Source organism: Mesorhizobium sp. CA15 (assembly GCF_020165215.1).
Taxonomy (GTDB): Bacteria; Pseudomonadota; Alphaproteobacteria; order Rhizobiales; family Rhizobiaceae; genus Mesorhizobium.
The window spans coordinates 1-17,937 of record NZ_JAIUHQ010000005.1; the positions used below are offsets into that span (position 1 = coordinate 1).

Consider the following 17,937-nt stretch of genomic DNA (forward strand, 5'->3'; position numbering starts at 1 on the left):
GACTATACCGACAGCATCACGGTGGCCACCGCGGACGGCACCAGCAAGGTGCTCACCGTCACCATCCACGGCACCAATGACGCGGCGGTGATCACCGGCACGAGCAGCGGTTCGGTGACCGAGGACGCCGTGCTGACCGTAAACGGTGCTCTGACCGTCAACGACCCTGACGCAGGCCAGAGTTCGTTCCAGGTGCACAACGGCAGCAATCCGATCGCGGGCACATACGGGTCATTGACCATCGATGCCGCCGGCGACTGGGTTTATACGCTCAACAATGGCGCCGCCAACGTTCAGGCTCTGAACTCCGCGGATCATCCGCATGATCAGATCCATGTAACGTCGGTAGATGGCACGGACCACGTCATCGACATCACGGTGAACGGTGCCGACGAGCCTGTGACCAACCATGCGCCGAGCGCCCCGGTTTTCGTCCCAAGCTCGGCGCCATCGGCGGATGGACAGGCTCCGAGCCTAGGCTCGTTTGTTTCGACCGATCCCGATGCTCAGGACACCGTCACATTCACGAGCACTTTCACGCCCGGCCTCAACAGCAATGGCTCGGTCTCCGTTGCCAGCAACGGCTCGCTAATTGTCAACGTGCCTACAGGGCAGACACTGAACGGGACGCTCACAGTCACCGCGACCGACAACCATGCCGCTTCCTCGTCGCCGCTAACTTTCAATGTCTGGATCGGCAACGGCAGCAGCGGCGGAAGCGGGGATGACGGAATCGTTCTCAGCAGCACGAACCCCAACATCGCGGACGGTCGTGCCGGCGCCGACGGGCTGACAGGCTCCAGCGGCGTCGACTACATCTTCGGCGGAAGCGGCAACGATACGATCAAGGGCCTTGGCGGCGCCGACTGGTTGAGCGGCGGAGCCGGGGATGATCATTTCCGGTTCGAGGCGGTGAGCGATTCAACCCGTGCGGCCTTCGACACCATTCTCGATTTCCAGCACGGGACGGCGGCAACGGGTCACGACTTCATCGACTTTGCGAGCGCCCTTGGCCTAACGGCAACCGGCACGGTCTCGGGTGGAAATCTGGCCGCTCATACCGTTGCCTGGCAGAGCGACGGGAGTGGCAACACGATCGTTTATGCCAATACCGGAACCTCGGCCGAGAGTGTGGCGGGCGGAGCCCACATCATTGAAATCCATCTGATGGGGGTATCCACGCTCACTGCCAACGACTTCAACCTGAGCGCCTGACAACCATGAAAAGTGACAGAGGGCGGCAGATAAGATGATGCAAGGCCTCTCTCCCCTAAAGCTTGCTCTCTCCCGCTGCCGCGGCGGTTTCGCCGCGGTGGCGGGGTTCAGCTTCGTCATCAACCTGCTCGTGCTCTCGACCTCGATCTACATGCTGCAGGTCTATGATCGCGTGCTGACGGGACGCAGCGTGGAAACGCTCGTCTATCTGACGCTGATCACGACGGCGGCGCTGGCTGCAATGGGCGCGCTCGAATTCTTCCGCTCCCGGTTGCTGGTGCAGCTCGGCACCTGGATCGACCGCATGCTGTCGCCGCAGGTGCTGGGCCGCGGGCTTGAGAACGCGTTGCGCGGCTCCTCCTACCGCACCGAGGCGCTGCGCGACCTCGCCACGTTGCGCGGCTATCTTGGCGGCGGCGGCATCATGGCGCTGTTCGACGCGCCATGGATGCCGCTCTATCTCGGCTTCGTCTTCCTGCTGCATCCCCTGCTCGGACTTCTGGCGCTGGGCGGTGCGATCATCTTGTTCGGCCTCGCCCTTGCCAACAACGCGCTGACGGCCAACACGCTCAAGCAGGCCAACGCTGCTTCCGCGCGCGCCTACCAGGCGGCGGATGCCGGTTTCCGCAATGCCGAAGTCATCGACGGGATGGGCATGGGCGGGGTGCTCGCCCGACGTTGGGACGCGGCCAATGCGTCCGTGCTCGCGCTGCAGACAACCGCCAGCGACTGGGCCGGCCTGATCAATGCATTCACCAAGCCGTTCCGGATGTTCCTGCAGGTCGCGGTGCTGGGGCTCGGCGCCTGGCTGTCGCTGCGCCACGAAGTCTCGCCCGGCGCCATGATCGCGGCGTCAATCATCATGTCGCGCGCGCTCGCGCCGGTCGAGCAGGCTATCGCCACCTGGAAGCAGACCACCGCCGCGCGCGAGGCCTGGCGCCGGCTGGACCGGCTGTTCGAGACTCCGTCGCTGCGCCCGCCGGGGATGGAATTGCCGCGTCCCCAGGGGCAGCTCTCGGTCGACGCCGTCACATATATGCCGGCTGGCGCAAAGGAGCCCGTGCTCAGGAACCTCTCCTTCGCCGTGCCGCCGGGCCAGGTGCTTGCGGTGATCGGGCCGTCGGCCGCCGGCAAGTCGACGCTTGCCCGCCTGATCGTCGGCATGCTTTCGCCACAGCAGGGGCGGGTTCGGCTCGACAGTGTCGACGTGTTTGCCTGGAACCGCGCCGATTTCGGCTCCTATGTGGGCTATCTCCCCCAGGACGTCGAACTCTTTCCCGGAACCGTCCGCGAGAACATCGCCCGCATGGAGCAAGGCGATCCGGCCGAGATCGTGGCCGCCGCCCGGATGGCGGGCGTGCACGAGATGATCCTCAGGCTCCCAAATGGCTATGATACCGAGATAGGCGAGCAGGGTTCGGTGCTCTCCGGGGGGCAGCGCCAGCGCATAGGGCTTGCCAGGGCGCTCTATCGCCGTCCGGCGCTGCTGGTGCTGGACGAGCCGAACTCCAATCTCGATGCCGTCGGCGAGGAAGCCCTGAACCAGGCGATTGCCGCGATGAAGGAGGCAGGTTCGACCGTGGTGATCGTCGCCCACCGCCCGTCGCTGATGGTGAACGTCGATTGCGTCCTGGTGTTAAACGAAGGCCAGTCGCAGATGTTCGGCCCGCGCGACGTCGTGCTTGCGCAACTGCGCCGCCCCGAGCAGAACTCGGCTGCGCCGCAGGTCCGAGTCGTGAGCTCCGAAAGGACCGGATCGTGACGGAAGCCACCTTGTCGTTGGAAATGCCGCCGCCACCGCCCGCCTGGCCGGCGGTGAGCGCCCATGTCTTCGGCGGCCTGACCGTCATCGGCCTGCTGTTCGGCGGCTTCGGCCTCTGGGCAGCCACCGCGCCGCTGACAAGCGCTGCGGTCGCGCCCGGGGTAGTGAAGGTCGACAGCAATCGCAAGACCGTACAGCACCTGGAAGGCGGCATCATCCGGGAAATCCTGGTCCGGGAAGGAGACCAGGTCAGGCAGGGCCAGATACTGGTCCGCCTCGACGGGCTCGACGCGGAATCCGACCGCGATGCCGTGCGCGGTGAACTCGATGCGGCGCTCGCCGGCGAAGCCCGCCTGATCGCGCAGCGCGACGGCCTGAGCACGATTCCATTCCCGGCAGACCTGTCGGCCCGGCGAAGCGAACCGACCGTCGCCGAGGCCCTTGCCGGTCAGGAGCGTATCTTCCAGGACCAGGCCAAGGTTCAGGCGTCGGAGGTCGAAGTCTGGCAGCAGCGGATCGCCCAGTACCATGCCCAGATGTCGGCGCTCGCTGCGAGAGTTGCGGCCTTCGAGATCCAGTTGCCGTCTCTGCGGGAAGAGTTGGCCGACGCCCGCACGCTTCTCAAGAAAGGCTATGGGGTGAAGTCCCGCGTGCTCCAGCTCGAACGGCAGATCATCGCAGCACAAGGCGAGGCTGAGTCGAACCGTGGGAACATAGAAAGCTTGCGGCAGCAGATCGCCGAGGCCAATGCGCAGATCGACAATGGCCGGCTTTCGTACATCAAGAAGGCGGCTGAGGACCTTCGTGACATCCAGACCAAACGCTCCGAGCTCGAAAAGGCGCTTCAGAAGACCGACGCGCGCGCGGCGCGCCGCGATGTCGTTGCGCCGGAAGATGGGGCGGTGATGAACCTTCGATATTTCACGCCGGGCGGAGTTGTACCTCCCGGCGGGATTATTCTCGATCTCGTTCCCGATCAGGACAAGATGGTGCTGGACGTCAAGCTTCAGCCCCTGGATATCGATATCGTTCGCCCCGGTCTGCCGGCGACGGTGCGGCTGGTCGCCTATAAGCAGAGAACCACGCCCACGGTGAAGGGCGCCCTTACCCGTGTTTCGGCCGACGCAGAGATCGACGAGCGCAGCGGCGCGACTTTTTTCCGGGGGACCGTCGAGGTGGGCGCCGATGAGCTTAAGAAGCTTCCGCAAGTGAAGCTATATCCGGGAATGCCGGTGGAGGTCTCCGTTGTTACAGGCAAGCGAACCATGCTCGAGTATCTCTTCCAGCCGGTCGCCGACAGTTTTGCTCACGCCTTCAGAGAGGAGTGAGAAAGGCGGCCAACCTCCCTTGGCCGCAACACAGGGTTGGGCGCGATAGCGCAGCAGTTCATTCATTGGGGGCGGTTGCGATCCACCCCAGTCGATTGCCGCATTGCACAATTCCGCCCGGCCTGCACAATAGGCGCATGTCCGCCGGTTCGTTGACCATCCTTGTTATCGACGAGAACCGCATCCGTGCCTCGATCATCGAGGCCGGATTGCGGGACGCCGGCCATCGCCATGTCACAGTCGTCCATGACGTCGCCGGCATCGCCCGGCGCATCGCCGAGATCGAGCCGGACGTCATCGTCATCGATCTCGAAAATGCCAACCGCGACATGCTGGAGAACATGTTCCAGCTGTCGCGCGTGGTGAAGCGGCCGATCGCGATGTTCGTCGACCGCTCCGACCAGGCCTCGATCGAAGCGGCCGTCGATGCCGGCGTGTCCGCCTATGTGATCGACGGGCTGAAGAAGGAGCGCATCAAGCCGATCCTCGACATGGCGATCAGTCGCTTCAATGCTTTCTCGCGCATGGCGCGCGAACTGGAGGAGGCGCGCAGCGAGCTCGAGAACCGCAAGGTCATCGACCGGGCCAAGGGCATATTGATGAAGTCGCGGGGCTTAAGCGAGGAGGCGGCCTATGCGCTGCTGCGCAAGACCGCCATGAACCAGAACCGCAAGATCGCCGACATCGCCCAGAGCCTGGTGATGGCGGCGGGATTGCTGGGACCGCTGGAGGGCGAATGAGCATGTCGGCAGCGCATCAGATCACCGCCGGCTTCATGCCGCTCTTCGACAGCGCCGTCCTGGTCGCAGCCGGCGAGATGGGCTTTGCCGCGCTCGAGGGCATCGAGCTCAAGCTGCATCGCGAGACCTCCTGGGCCAATATCCGCGACCGCATCGCCATCGGCCACTTCGATGTCGCCCATATGCTCGGCCCGATGCCGCTCGCCTGCAGCCTCGGCCTCACGCCGCTTGCTTCCGAGACCATCGTGCCGTTCTCGCTCGGGCTCGGCGGCAACTGCGTCACTGTTTCCAATGCGGTGTGGCAAGGCATGGCGGCGCATGGCGCAGCACCTGACCTCGATCCGGCGCGCGCCGGAGCAGCGCTCGGCGCACTGATCCGCGAGCGGGCGGCCGCCGGCCGCGAACCGCTGCGTTTCGCCGTCGTGCATCCGCATTCCGGGCACAATTATGAGCTGCGCTACTGGCTCGCCGCCTGCGGCGTCGATCCCGACCGCGACATCGAGATTGTCATCGTGCCGCCGCCCTTCATGGCCGATGCATTGGCCGCCGGCCGCATCGACGGCTATTGCGTCGGCGAGCCCTGGAACAGCGCCGCCGTCGCGGCAGGCACCGGCCACATCGTCACCGTGAAGGCGCTGCTGTGGCGCAACAGCCCGGAAAAGGTGATCGGGGTGCGCAAGATGTGGGCCGAAGAGAACCCGGACGCGCTGGCGGCGCTGCTGAGGGCGCTGCATCATTCCGCCCGCTGGTGTCAGGACCCGGCACACCGCGGTGAGCTGGCGGCGCTGATGGCGAGACCCGACTTCCTCGGCCAGCCGGAGGCGATCCAGATGCCGGCCCTGACCGGGCAGCTTCAACTTGGCGGGGGCGCGGCACGGCGCGTCGAGGATTTCTTCCTGCCCTTCGACAAGGCGGCCAACTTTCCCTGGAAGAGTCATGCGCTCTGGTTCTACACGCAGATGGTGCGTTGGGGGCAGTTGCCGCATACGCCGCAAAACCTCGCCATCGCCCGCGACTGCTATCGGCCCGACCTCTACCGCGCGGCGTTGAGGCCGCTTGGCGTCGCCTTGCCAGGCGCCAATGCCAAGGTGGAAGGCGCGCTGAGGATGGCAACGCCGGTCGGCTCAGCGGGGGCAAGCCTGGTCCTTGGCCCCGACGGATTTTTCGACGGCCAGATCTTCGATCCGGACCGGATAGACGCCTATATTGCCGGCCAGCGGCGCGCCTGATCATTTGCGCGCCATTCTTGTGCATTGCACAAAATTTATGCGCAATGCTGGTGCCATTGATCAATGTTTGACCGCGTCGCCGCTCGGCGCGGTCGAAGGGCAAAGCTTCCACGTCATTGATTTTCCTTGAAATTCAGCTTTCGAGCGAAACTGGCACGCTTCGTGCTTTGAAATAATCGAGCCCGTTCGCGGGCAATGGAACAGGCGTCCAATGGCGGGCGCCACAGGCAAAGCTGCCGCTCAGGTCAATGCGCGATCCCGGATTTACGGACGCGCGAGGCTTGGACGGCGGCTTTTTTCGTTTTGGACCGGAGACGACGATGACCAAACGGATCGCAACGACATTGCTCAGGGATTTCACCCGCCGCGATTTCCTGGCGAGCAGCGCGCTGACCGCGGCGCTGTTCACCGCGGCGCTCCTGCTGTTTCCAGCCAATCACCAAACCGAAGGCAAAAGCCCGCAAGTGAGTGCGCAAGTCCCGGCCTCGCCCCGCTGACCGATGCCACGCCTCTGATCAACACAACGAGCGGCGCCTCCCACGCCGCAAACCGGAGCTCAAGATGACCGCAAACCTCCCAGCCGCGCCCAGCCAGGACAGTGCTTCAAGGCAGGCGCTCGTGATGTCCACCATCGCCTTCACCGTGTGCTTTGCGGTGTGGACGATCTTTTCCATCATCGGCGTGCGCATCAAACAGGAACTCGGCCTGAACGAGACCGAGTTCGGCCTGCTCGTCGGCACGCCGATCCTGACGGGCTCGCTCGTGCGCATGGTGCTCGGCGTCTGGACCGACCGCTATGGCGGACGCCTGGTCTATACAGCGACCATGCTCGCCGCGGCGATCGCGACCTTCCTGCTCGCTTTCGCCCACACCTACGGTCAGATGCTGCTTGCCGCTCTCGGCGTCGGCCTTGCCGGCGGCTCCTTTGCCGTCGGCGTCGCCTATGTCTCGCGCTTCTTCCCGGCCGGAAAACAAGGCACCGCGCTCGGCATTTTCGGCGTCGGCAATGTCGGTGCCGCTGTCACCAAGTTCCTGGCGCCGTTCGTGCTGCTCGCCTGGGGCTGGCAGTCGGTGGCGTTGATCTGGGCCGCGGCGCTGGTCGTCATGGCCGCCATCTTCTGGTTCACAACCGGCGACGATCCGGTCATCCGCGAGCGCCGCGCCGGCAAGGCGGCGCCGGCAAGAAGCTTCTGGCAGGAATTCGCGCCGCTGAAGAACCTGCGGGTCTGGCGCTTCGCGTTCTACTATTTCTTCTCCTTCGGCGCGTTCGTGGCGCTGTCGCTCTGGCTGCCGCGCTACCTGATCGGCGTCTACGGTTTCGGCATCGCCACCGCCGGCATGATCGGCGCCGCCTATTCGATCCCCGCCAGCATCTTCCGCGCCTATGGCGGCGTGCTTTCCGACCGCATCGGCGCCCGCACCGTGCTCTACTGGACCTTCAGCGTCTGTGCCGTCGCGACACTCGTTCTGTCTCTCCCCTCGGCAGACTATGTCGTGCGCGGCATCAGCGGGCCGATCCCCTTCCATTTCGAGATCGGCCCGCTCGCCTTCATCGCCGTCGCCTGCGTGCTCGGCTTCTTCATGAGCCTCGGCAAGGCGGCCGTCTACAAGCACATCCCCGCCTATTATCCGCAGAGCGTAGGCGCGGTCGGCGGCGTCGTCGGCATGATCGGCGGGCTCGGCGGCTTCATCCTGCCGATCGCCTTCGGCGCGCTGAACGATCTCACCGGGGTCTGGTCGAGCTGCTTCATGCTGCTCTTCCTCATCGTCGTCTCCTGCCTGGTCTGGATGCACGTCACCATCCGCCGGATGGAGCGCGCCGCCGCCGTCAACAACGCATCTCTTTCCTACGCCGCCGAATAGATCGGAGCAGAGCGACATGACCGAGAAACTCGTCATCATCGGCAACGGCATGGCGCCGGGCAGGATGCTGGAGCACCTGCTGGAAGCCGCGCCCGACCGCTACGCCGTGACCATCTTCAACGCCGAACCGCGCGTGAACTACGACCGCATCATGCTGTCGCCGGTGCTTTCGGGCGAGAAGGCGTTCGAGGAAATCGTCATCCATGGCGACGGCTGGTACATCAAGCACGGCATCACCCTCTACAAGGGTCACCGGATCGTCGCCATCGACAGGGAGGCCAAGACCGTCACCTCGGACCACGGCGTCACCGAGAGCTACGACAGGCTGGTCATCGCCACCGGCTCGGTTCCTTTCATCATTCCGGTTCCGGGCAAGGAATTGCCCGGCGTGCTCAGCTACCGCGATCTCGACGACGTCAACGCCATGCTGCTTGCCGCGCAGTCGCGCGCCAAAGCGGTCGTCATCGGCGGCGGCCTGCTCGGCCTAGAAGCCGCGGCCGGTCTGAAGGAGCGCGGCATGGACGTCACCGTGCTGCACGTCATGCCGACGCTGATGGAACGCCAGCTCGATCCCGCCGCCGGCTACCTTTTGCAGAAAGCCGTCGAGGCGCGCGGCATCAAGGTCATGACCAAGGCCAACACCAAGGCCATTGTCGGCAACGGCAAGGTCGAGGGTGTCGAGCTTATGGACGGCACGATCATTCCGGCGACGCTGGTGGTGATGGCGGTCGGCATCCGGCCGAGCACCGCTTTAGCCAAGGAGGCTGGGCTCGAGGTCAATCGCGGCATCGTCGTCGACGACCGCATGCGGACTTCCGACCCCGCCATCATGGCGCTCGGCGAATGCGCCGAGGTCGGCGGCCATGTCTACGGGCTGGTCGCGCCTCTCTACGAGATGGCACGGGTGGCGGCAGCCAAACTGACGGACAGTGAGGACAGGCGCTTCGTCCACTCCGACACGCCGACCAAGCTCAAGGTCACCGGCATCGACCTTTATTCGCTGGGCGACTTCGCCGACGGCGACGACCGCGAGGAGATCATCCTGCGCGACGCGTCGGCCGGCATCTACAAGCGTGTGGTGCTGCAGGACAACCGCATCATCGGCACCGTCTTGTTCGGCGAGACGGCCGACGGCGCGTGGTTCAACGACCTCAAGAAGAAGGCGACCGACATCTCGGAGATGCGCGACACGCTGATCTTCGGCCAGGCGTTCCAGGGGGGCGTTTCCTCGGACCCTTTGGCGGCCGTTGCGGCACTGGCGGATGATGCGGAAATCTGCGGCTGCAACGGCGTCTGCAAAGGCAAGATCACCGGCGCGATCACGGCCAAGGGGCTGACCGGCCTCGACGACGTGCGCGCCCACACCAAGGCCTCGGCCTCGTGCGGCTCGTGCACGGGTCTCGTCGAGCAGCTGCTTAAGCTCACGCTGGGTGACGCCTACAATCCGGCAGCGGTGCAGCCCATGTGCGGCTGCACGAGCCTTGGCCATGACGACGTGCGGCGCCTGATCAAGGCAAAGGGCCTGAAGACGATCCCCGCTGTCATGCAGGAGCTGGAGTGGAAGACCTCCTGCGGCTGCGCCAAGTGCCGGCCGGCGCTCAACTACTATCTCGTCTGCGACTGGCCGGACCAATATGCCGACGACTACCAGTCGCGCTTCATCAACGAGCGCGTGCACGCCAACATCCAGAAGGACGGCACCTATTCAGTGGTGCCGCGCATGTGGGGCGGGGTCACCAGCGCCGGCGAATTGCGCGCCATCGCCGACGTGGTCGACAAGTTCGATATCCCGATGGTCAAGGTGACGGGCGGCCAGCGCATCGACATGCTTGGCATCCGCAAGGAAGACCTGCCGGCGGTATGGGCCGATCTCGGCAAGGCGGGCTTCGTCTCCGGACATGCTTATGCTAAGGGCCTGCGCACGGTGAAGACCTGCGTCGGCTCGGACTGGTGCCGCTTCGGCACGCAGGATTCGACCGGGCTCGGCATCCGTATCGAGAAGTTCATGTGGGGTTCCTGGACGCCGGCCAAGGTGAAGATGGCGGTCTCGGGATGCCCGCGCAACTGCGCGGAAGCGACCTGCAAGGATGTCGGCGTGGTGTGCGTCGACTCTGGCTACGAGATCCACTTCGCGGGCGCCGCCGGCCTCGACATCAAGGGCACGGAAGTGCTGGGGCTGGTGAAGACCGAGGACGAGGCGCTGGAGGCGATCGTGGCGCTCGTCCAGATGTATCGCGAGCAGGCCCGCTATCTGGAGCGCATCTACAAATGGGCCAAGCGGATCGGCACCGCCGAGATCAAGAAGCAGATCCTGGACGATGCCGAGCGCCGCAGGACGCTCTTCGACCGCTTCGTCTTCAGCCAAAAATTCGCGCAGGTCGATCCGTGGTCGGAGCGCGTCTCCGGCAAGGACAAGCATGAGTTCAGGCCGATGGCGTCGGTCGGGTTCGCGGAGGCGGCGGAGTGACCTATATGAACTGGATCGCCATCGGCTCCATCGCCGACATCCCGCCGCGCGGTGCGCGTTGCGTTGCGACACCGCAAGGCAAGGTCGCCGTCTTTCGCACGGCAGACGACAAGGTGTTTGCCATCGACGACCACTGCCCGCACAAGGGCGGGCCGCTCAGCCAGGGCATCGTCCATGGCGCTGCCGTGACTTGCCCGCTGCACAATTGGGTGATCTCGCTGGAGACAGGCAAGGCGCTTGGCGCCGACGAAGGCTCGGTCCGGACTATACCGGTCAAGGTCGAGGGCGAACGGTTGTTCATCGCGCTCGAAGCGCTGTCCTCGAAAGCGGCCTGAGGCATGCAAGAAGCACGCGAGGTGAGGACCACCTGCCCCTATTGCGGGGTGGGCTGCGGCGTGCTCGCCGAGGTCGCCGCGGACGGCACGACGACCGTCCGCGGCGACCCCGATCATCCGGCCAATTTCGGCAAGCTCTGCTCGAAGGGCTCGGCTCTCGGCGAGACGCTCGGCCTCGAAGGCCGCTTGCTGCGGCCGGAAATCGGCGGCAGGCAGGCGAGCTGGGACGAAGCGCTCGACCTCGTGGCCGCGAAATTCTCGCAGGCGGTAGCCGAGCACGGCCCGGACTCGATCGCCTTCTACGTCTCGGGCCAGCTGCTCACCGAGGACTATTACGTCGCCAACAAGCTGATGAAGGGCTTCATCGGCTCGGGGAATATCGATACCAATTCGCGGCTCTGCATGGCCTCGTCCGTTGCCGGCCACCGCCGCGCTTTCGGCGAGGACATCGTTCCCGGTGTCTATGACGATTTCGAGCGCGCCGACCTCATCGTGCTCACCGGCTCCAACACCGCATGGTGCCATCCGGTGCTCTACCAGCGCATGCTCGCGGCGCGAAAGGAACGCGGGACCAGGATCGTCGTCATCGATCCTCGCCGCACCGCAACGGCGGACGAGTGCGACCTGCATCTGGCGCTCGATCCTGGCACGGACGTGCTGTTGTTCAACGGGCTGCTCGCGCATCTCGCGCAAACCGGAAAGACCGATGCCGGTTTCATCCGCGACCATACAGCGGGCTTCGATGCGGCAGCCTCGCTCGCCGCCGCCGATGCGCCGTCGGTCGCGCGTGTCGCGAAAGGGTGCGGACTGGCGGCAGCCGACGTCCACGCCTTTTACGATCTCTTCGCCGAGACCGAGCGGACGGTCACCGTCTACAGCCAAGGCGTCAACCAGTCGGCGCATGGGACCGACAAGGTCAACGCCATCGTCAACTGCCATCTCGCCACCGGCCGCATCGGCAGGCCCGGCATGGGGCCGTTCTCGGTCACCGGGCAGCCGAACGCCATGGGTGGGCGCGAGGTCGGAGGGCTTGCCAACCAGCTCGCCGCGCACATGGATTTCGGAGACGAGGCCAATATCGACCGGGTTTCCCGCTTCTGGAATGCGCCGAACATCGCGCGGCGCGGCGGCTTGAAAGCCGTGGACATGTTCCAGGCGGTCGCGGACGGCCGCGTCAAGGCCTTGTGGGTCATGGGCACCAATCCCGCAGTCTCGATGCCCGACGCTTCGCGTGTGCGCGCTGCGTTGTCCAAATGCGATTTCGTCGCCGTCTCGGATGTGACCCGCACCGACACCACGCGCTATGCCGACGTGCTGCTGCCGGCCGCCGCCTGGGGTGAGAAGGACGGTACGGTCACCAATTCGGAACGGCGCCTCTCGCGCCAGCGGCCGTTCCTGCCGCCGCCCGGCGAGGCGAAAGCCGACTGGCGTATCATCTGCGAGGTCGCCGCGCGCATGGGCTTTGGCGAGGCCTTCGCCTACCGGACGCCGGCCGCGATCTTCCGCGAGCATGCAGCACTCTCCGCCTTTGAGAACGACGGCAAGCGTCTGTTCGACCTTGGCGGCGTGGCTGATCTCAGCGATGAAGATTATTCCGCCTTCGTGCCGCGCCATTGGCCCGCGTCGGAGCGAGGCGGCCACCAGATGAGATTGTTCGCCGACGGCCGTTTCGCGACACAAGACGGCCGCGCGCGTTTCGTGCCGGTGCGGCAGGAGGCGACGGCCTTCACGGTCGACGCGGACTATCCGCTTGCCCTGAACACCGGCCGGCTGCGCGACCAGTGGCACACCATGACGCGCACCGGAAACGTGCCGCGTTTGATGGCGAATGCGCCGGAGCCCGCGGTCGATCTTAATCCGGCGGACGCGGCCGCGCATCAGCTCAAGGATGGCGATCTCGCTCATCTTTCAACCCGCTTCGGCTTTGTCCGCGCCAGGGTGCGCGTGGCCGACGCACAGCGGCGCGGCCAAGCCTTCATGCCCATGCATTGGAGCGGCCAGTTCGCGGCCAGGGCAGCAGCCGGCCTCTTGTCCTCACCGGTCACCGATCCGCATTCCGGCCAGCCGGAGCTCAAGCATGTCCCCGCCAGGATCGCGCGGGAAGAGGCTGGCTGGGCGGGTGTGCTCATCACGCGGCGCGATCTTAGGCCGACCGGTTTCGTCCATTGGAGCCGGCATGCTGTCGAGGGCGGATGGGTTTACGAGCTCACCGGAACCGAGCCGCCGGACCAGGGCATTCTCCTGGCGCGCAAGCTGCTCGGCGCGCAGCGACGGGATCAGCTCCTGGAATACACCGACCGTCGCGGGCTCGCCTATCGCGCCGCCGCCATCGACGAAGGCGGCGCCATGGCCGAAGCCCTGCTGGTCGCCGCTCCGGACCAGTTGCCCATGCGCGACTGGCTGGTGTCGTTGCTCGCCACGCGCCAGCCGCTCTCGGCTACAGACAGGCACGCGCTTCTGTCCGGTCGCTCGCCGGTGCCCATCCCTGCGATCGGGCGCGTCGTGTGCGCCTGCTTCCATGTCGGCGCCAACCAGCTCGCTTCGGCGGTCGCCGCGGGATGCGACAGCCTCGAAGCGATCGGCTCGACGCTGCGCGCGGGCACCAATTGCGGCTCATGCCGCTCGGAGATCAGGGCGATCATCGACGCCCGCCGTGTGCAGGCTGCCGAGTAACCCATGCGTGTCGCCGTCGCCGGCATCGAAACGTTCTACTCCGGGTCTTTCTGCACTGGTCCCGCATAGGGCTACAGCGCGGTTTTGGCTCAGACGCCCGCGATCGCCAAGAGCCATGCCAGAATGTCGAGCAACAGAAAGAGCAGCGCGATCTGCAGAGCCACCCGCAGGCGCTGGATGATTCGCCAGTTGGCGGCCATGTCCGCCTTGATGCGAAGAGCAAGGGCGCGGTGCATCGCCGACATAGATGCCGGCCCGTCGCCATCGACATATTGATGCAGCAGTTCTTCCGGATCGAAGCGGAATGAGTATTGGTGGTAAGGCCAAAGCATGAAGACGATGAGCCCGCCGATGCTGAACAGCAGCGACACCGCAATCCATTCCCAAAGCCCGAGCCCGTCGGAAAGGGCCGCGCCGCCGAGCAGCGAATTCGCGAATGCTGTGGCGAAGATCAGGCTCCCGGCGCGGGTGCTCATGTTCTCCACCACGGTCTGCTGATGGGTGAGACCTCTCACCGCCTCCTGGTAGATGAACGCAAGACGAGGGTCATCGTCGGCGGGACTGTTTGCAGCAGCACGCGAACGCTCGGCCATAAGGGGTGCCTCTCCGATGCGACAGGGATGAGCCGCTTATTTTGTGCATGTCGTTGCCGCAAAACCGCTGCACACTTTTGCGCGACATGCCTTAGCTCAAATACTACCGATCCTCGATGATCCTCAAATACGCCGCCGTCACGAACAGCACGATGAAACCGAACAGGATGCGGCGGCCGCCTTCGGGCATCTGCAGGATGGTGAGCAGCGTCGTCAGCACCGTCAGGATCAGCGCGCCGACGATGGTGCCGGTGTAGCCGCCGCGGCCGCCGAAGATCGAGGTGCCGCCGATGACGGCCGCCGCCACCGAAGGCAGCACCAGCGGCTCGGCGAGCGACAGCGAGGGCGCCTTGATCAGGCCGATATAGAGCAGGCCGGTGATGCCGGCGAGCAGGCTGGAGAGGACATAGAGCGCGGTGATCACCTGCCAGTAGCGGACGCCTGACAGGCGCGCGGCGCGTTCGTTGTCGCCGACGGCATAGAGCAGGCGGCCGAATCCGGTGCGGTTCAGCATGAAGACGATCAGCACCGCCACCGGCACGAACAGGAAGAGCGCGTTGGGAAAGCCGTAGGTGAGGCCGGTGCCCAACCAGTTGAGGAAATCCGGGATTTTCGCGCCGGACGCGATGACGGTGCGCTGGTAGACCTGCAGGAAGCCGGTGCCGATCAGGCTGGTGCCGAGCGTCATGATCAGCGGATGCACCCGAAACACGCCGACGCCGATGCCGTTGACGAAGCCGATCAGCACGGCGGGCAGCATGGCCAGCAGGAAAGCCACCGCGGGATCCTGGTTGACGATTTGCGTCGCCATGATGAAGGCGCTCATCGTCGCCACGGTGCCGACCGAAAGGTCGATGCCGCCGGTCAGCATGGTCATGGTCTGGCAGCCGGCGAGGATCGCCAGCGGGATGGCGAATTTCGCCGTGTTGGCGATCCAGCGCTCGTTGACGATGCCCGGACGCAGGACCTGCAGGATCGCCACGAGGATGATCAAAAGGATGATCAGCGGGATGAGCGGCCGGTCCGCCATGAAGCGCTTCAAGCGGCGCCCGAACGAGACCGGCTGGGGCATGGTCGCGATGTCGGTCATGGCGTTGCTCCTACCGGACGGCCGCGGATGGTGATGAAGGCGCCGAACATCACGACCGCGACCATGATCGCGCCTTCGATGATGGCGGTCACGTTCGGATCGATGGCCAGAAGCGTCAGATCGGTGCGCACCAGCCGCAGCACGAAGACGGCGATGATCGGCCCGAGCAGGCCGCCCTTGCCGCCGCCGAGCGCGACGCCGCCCAGCACGACGGCGGCGACGCTGGCGAGCAGATAAGGCCCGGGAATGGGCGCGCCGATGCCGGTGCTGATGGTGAGAGACAATCCGCCCATCGCGGCGAACAGGCCGGAGAGCGCATAGGCGACGATCCTGGTGCGCGCCACCGGCACGCCGCTGCGAAAGGCGGCGAGCTCATCGCTGCCGATGGCATAGATGGAGAGGCCAAGCCGCGAGCGCCTGAGCGGAATCCACACGATGCAGAGGCAGACGACGAGCAGCACCAGGGCTTTCGGGACCCAGGCGTCGGCCCAGTCCGGCAGGCCGGGGATGGGCGCGGTGCCGATGACGCTGGCCTTCAGCCACTCGGCGGCGGCGCCGCCGGGCGCACCAAGCACCAGCAGCGCCGCACCCTGGAGCACGAACAGCATGGCCAAGGTGACGACGATGTCGGGCACCCGCGTGACGACGATAAGCACGCCGTTCAGCGCGCCGAGCACCAGCCCCATGGCCAGCACGAAGGGCACGACGAACAATGCATATTCCTCGCTGGCGCCGTTCATCATCGAGGCGGCGGTCACGCTGGTCAGCGCCATCATGGCGGCGACCGACAGATCGATGCCGCCGGCGATGACGACGACGGTCTGGGCCGCGACGGCAAAGGCGTAAGGCAGAACCGCCCGCGCCAGCGAACCGAAGTCGCCGCTGCCATAGCCCGGCTGGATCAGCTTGGTGACGACGAAGACAAGGATCAGCAGGGCGAACAGGCCTGCCACCCAGCCTTGGTTGCGCAAGAAGCGGCTCATGACGCGGCCTCGGCGCTGGAACCGGGTTTGACCTCGGCAAGGATGCCGACATCGGCCCTGGCGCCGCGCGGCAGGCCGTAGGCGGCCCGCATCAAAGCCGCTTCGTCGGCGTCTTCGACCGGGAAAGTGTCGACGACGCGGCCGCCGAAGATGACGATGACGCGGTCGCAGACACGCTGCACCTCTTCCATCTCGGATGTGTAGAACAGCACTGACTTACCCTGGCCGGCGAGCTCGCGCAGCAGCTTGTAGATCTCCTGCTTGGTGCCGACATCGATGCCGCGCGTCGCGTCGAAGCAAAGGATGGTGCGAGCGTTGGCGGCGATCCAGCGAGCGATGGTCACCTTCTGCTGGTTGCCGCCGGACAGGCGCTGCACTTCGCCCTGGGCGCGGGTGTCGATCTGCAACCTGCCGATGGCGCCGGAAACCACCACCTGCTCGCGGCGCATGCGGATGGGGCCCCATTTGCGCGGCGCCGCGCTGAAGGGCAGCGCGATGTTCTCGCGCACCGAACGCTGCATGGCCAAGGCCTCGGCGCGGTCGCCCGGCACATAGGCGATGCCGGCCTGGATGGCGTCGCTCGGATGCGAGAATTTGACCGGCGCGCCGTCGACGTCGATGCTGCCGCCGGTCGGACGGATCGAGCCGGCAAGCGCGGCGAAGAGCTCGTCCTGGCCCTGACCTTCGAGTGCAAAGACGCCGGCGACCTCGCCATTGGCGAGATCGAAGGAGACGTCGTTGAGCTTGGTGCCTAGCTGCAGGTTGCGGACCGACAATCGCGGACGACCGTCGCCGGCAACCGCCCCTTCATTCGCCGCGCGCGCGGCGACGCGCGTCTTCTCGATGCGGGTGCCGAGCATCATCTCGACTATTCTTTCCTCGATGCCGGGCTCAATGTCGACGACGCCGACGGTTGCGCCGTCGCGCAGCACGGTGGCGCGGTCGCAGAGCGCGGAGATCTCGACGAAACGGTGCGAGATGAAGATGACGGAGCGCCCGGCGTCGCCCTGGCGGCGCACGACCTCAAGCACCTTCTCAGCGAGGTTCGCCGGTAGTGCGGCGGTCATCTCGTCGAGAAGAAGCACGTCGGGCTCGACGGCGAGCGCGCGCGCCAAGTCGAGCACGCGCAGGATGGCCAACGGGATATGACGCGCCGTCTCGCGGATATCGAGGTCGGGAATGCCGAGCTCGCGCACCCATGCACGGAACGGCTCGACCGGCGTGCCGGTGAGCCGCAGATTGGACAGGACATCGAGGTCGGGGATCAGCGAAGGTTCCTGGTAGACCGGCAGCAGGCCGGCGCGGCGGGCGGCGGCGGGCGAGCGGACATCGAGCTGCTGGCCGCGGATCAGGATGCGCCCGGCGTCCGCCTTGATCGCCCCCGTCAGGATCTTCACCAGCGTAGACTTGCCGGCGCCGTTGGCGCCCATCAGCGCATGCACCTCGCCCGGCAGCACGGACAGCGAGGCGTTACGCAGCGCGGCAACTGCACCATAGTTCTTCGCTACGCCGGTGGCGTCGAGGAGAGGGCTTTGCGGCAACGGGTTTGTTGTCAAATCGTGTGGTTCTCGTTCCAAAAACCGATGCAGGCCGCGGCTGACCTCCTCCTTCTCCCCTTGTGGGAGAAGGTGTCGCCGAAGGCGACGGATGAGGGGTGCT

The 17,937-nt window shown here is 65.7% G+C and carries 14 protein-coding genes; 10 read left to right on the forward strand and 4 right to left on the reverse strand.

Annotation, left to right across the window (positions count from 1 at the left end; all coding sequences use genetic code 11):
* The 10 genes from LB515_RS11025 to LB515_RS11070 all read left to right on the forward strand — a co-directional run.
* Window positions 1–1,215, forward strand: a 1,215-nt coding sequence (locus LB515_RS11025; RefSeq protein ID WP_224707729.1) for a VCBS domain-containing protein, incomplete at its 5' end; no start/stop codon positions are given.
* A gap of 37 nt (window positions 1,216–1,252) precedes the next feature.
* Window positions 1,253–2,977, forward strand: coding sequence for a type I secretion system permease/ATPase (locus LB515_RS11030; RefSeq protein ID WP_224707894.1), 1,725 nt, complete (start codon window positions 1,253–1,255; stop codon window positions 2,975–2,977).
* A complete protein-coding gene (locus LB515_RS11035; RefSeq protein WP_224707730.1) occupies window positions 2,974–4,305 on the forward strand; it encodes an HlyD family type I secretion periplasmic adaptor subunit in 1,332 nt (443 codons plus the stop codon). Before LB515_RS11030 ends, LB515_RS11035 begins: the two co-directional genes overlap by 4 nt.
* A 137-nt stretch (window positions 4,306–4,442) precedes the next feature.
* Complete coding sequence (locus LB515_RS11040) at window positions 4,443–5,045, forward strand: ANTAR domain-containing response regulator (RefSeq protein ID WP_224707731.1); 603 nt, start codon at window positions 4,443–4,445, stop codon at window positions 5,043–5,045.
* Between the two features lie 2 nt (window positions 5,046–5,047).
* Window positions 5,048–6,274 carry a CmpA/NrtA family ABC transporter substrate-binding protein gene (locus tag LB515_RS11045; RefSeq protein ID WP_224707895.1) on the forward strand — a complete coding sequence of 409 codons (1,227 nt, stop codon included), beginning with the start codon at window positions 5,048–5,050 and terminating at the stop codon, window positions 6,272–6,274.
* Window positions 6,275–6,594: 320 nt separating this feature from the next.
* Complete coding sequence (locus LB515_RS11050; protein WP_224543498.1) at window positions 6,595–6,771, forward strand: twin-arginine translocation signal domain-containing protein; 177 nt, start codon at window positions 6,595–6,597, stop codon at window positions 6,769–6,771.
* A gap of 64 nt (window positions 6,772–6,835) precedes the next feature.
* Window positions 6,836–8,137, forward strand: a complete 1,302-nt coding sequence (locus tag LB515_RS11055) for an MFS transporter (protein WP_224603225.1) — start codon at window positions 6,836–6,838, stop codon at window positions 8,135–8,137.
* A 16-nt stretch (window positions 8,138–8,153) separates the two neighbouring features.
* Window positions 8,154–10,604 carry a nitrite reductase large subunit NirB gene (gene nirB, locus LB515_RS11060; protein WP_095766230.1) on the forward strand — a complete coding sequence of 817 codons (2,451 nt, stop codon included), beginning with the start codon at window positions 8,154–8,156 and terminating at the stop codon, window positions 10,602–10,604.
* A 5-nt stretch (window positions 10,605–10,609) separates the two neighbouring features.
* Window positions 10,610–10,939, forward strand: a complete 330-nt coding sequence (gene nirD, locus LB515_RS11065; protein ID WP_224707896.1) for a nitrite reductase small subunit NirD — start codon at window positions 10,610–10,612, stop codon at window positions 10,937–10,939.
* Window positions 10,940–10,942: 3 nt separating this feature from the next.
* Entirely contained in the window at window positions 10,943–13,612 is a 2,670-nt protein-coding gene (locus LB515_RS11070; protein ID WP_224707732.1) for a nitrate reductase, read from the forward strand.
* Window positions 13,613–13,701: 89 nt separating this feature from the next.
* On the opposite strand, the gene LB515_RS11075 is transcribed toward LB515_RS11070, so the two are convergent.
* From LB515_RS11075 to LB515_RS11090, 4 genes are all read right to left on the reverse strand, one after another.
* Window positions 13,702–14,205, reverse strand: a complete 504-nt coding sequence (locus tag LB515_RS11075; RefSeq protein WP_181164935.1) for a hypothetical protein — start codon at window positions 14,203–14,205, stop codon at window positions 13,702–13,704.
* Window positions 14,206–14,308: 103 nt separating this feature from the next.
* On the reverse strand, window positions 14,309–15,295 hold the full coding sequence (locus tag LB515_RS11080) for an ABC transporter permease (RefSeq protein ID WP_140846303.1): 987 nt from the start codon (window positions 15,293–15,295) through the stop codon (window positions 14,309–14,311).
* Window positions 15,292–16,278, reverse strand: coding sequence for an ABC transporter permease (locus LB515_RS11085; protein ID WP_224707733.1), 987 nt, complete (start codon window positions 16,276–16,278; stop codon window positions 15,292–15,294). Before LB515_RS11085 ends, LB515_RS11080 begins: the two co-directional genes overlap by 4 nt.
* A complete protein-coding gene (locus LB515_RS11090; RefSeq protein WP_224707897.1) occupies window positions 16,275–17,819 on the reverse strand; it encodes a sugar ABC transporter ATP-binding protein in 1,545 nt (514 codons plus the stop codon). Before LB515_RS11090 ends, LB515_RS11085 begins: the two co-directional genes overlap by 4 nt.
* Window positions 17,820–17,937: the final 118 nt, after the last annotated feature.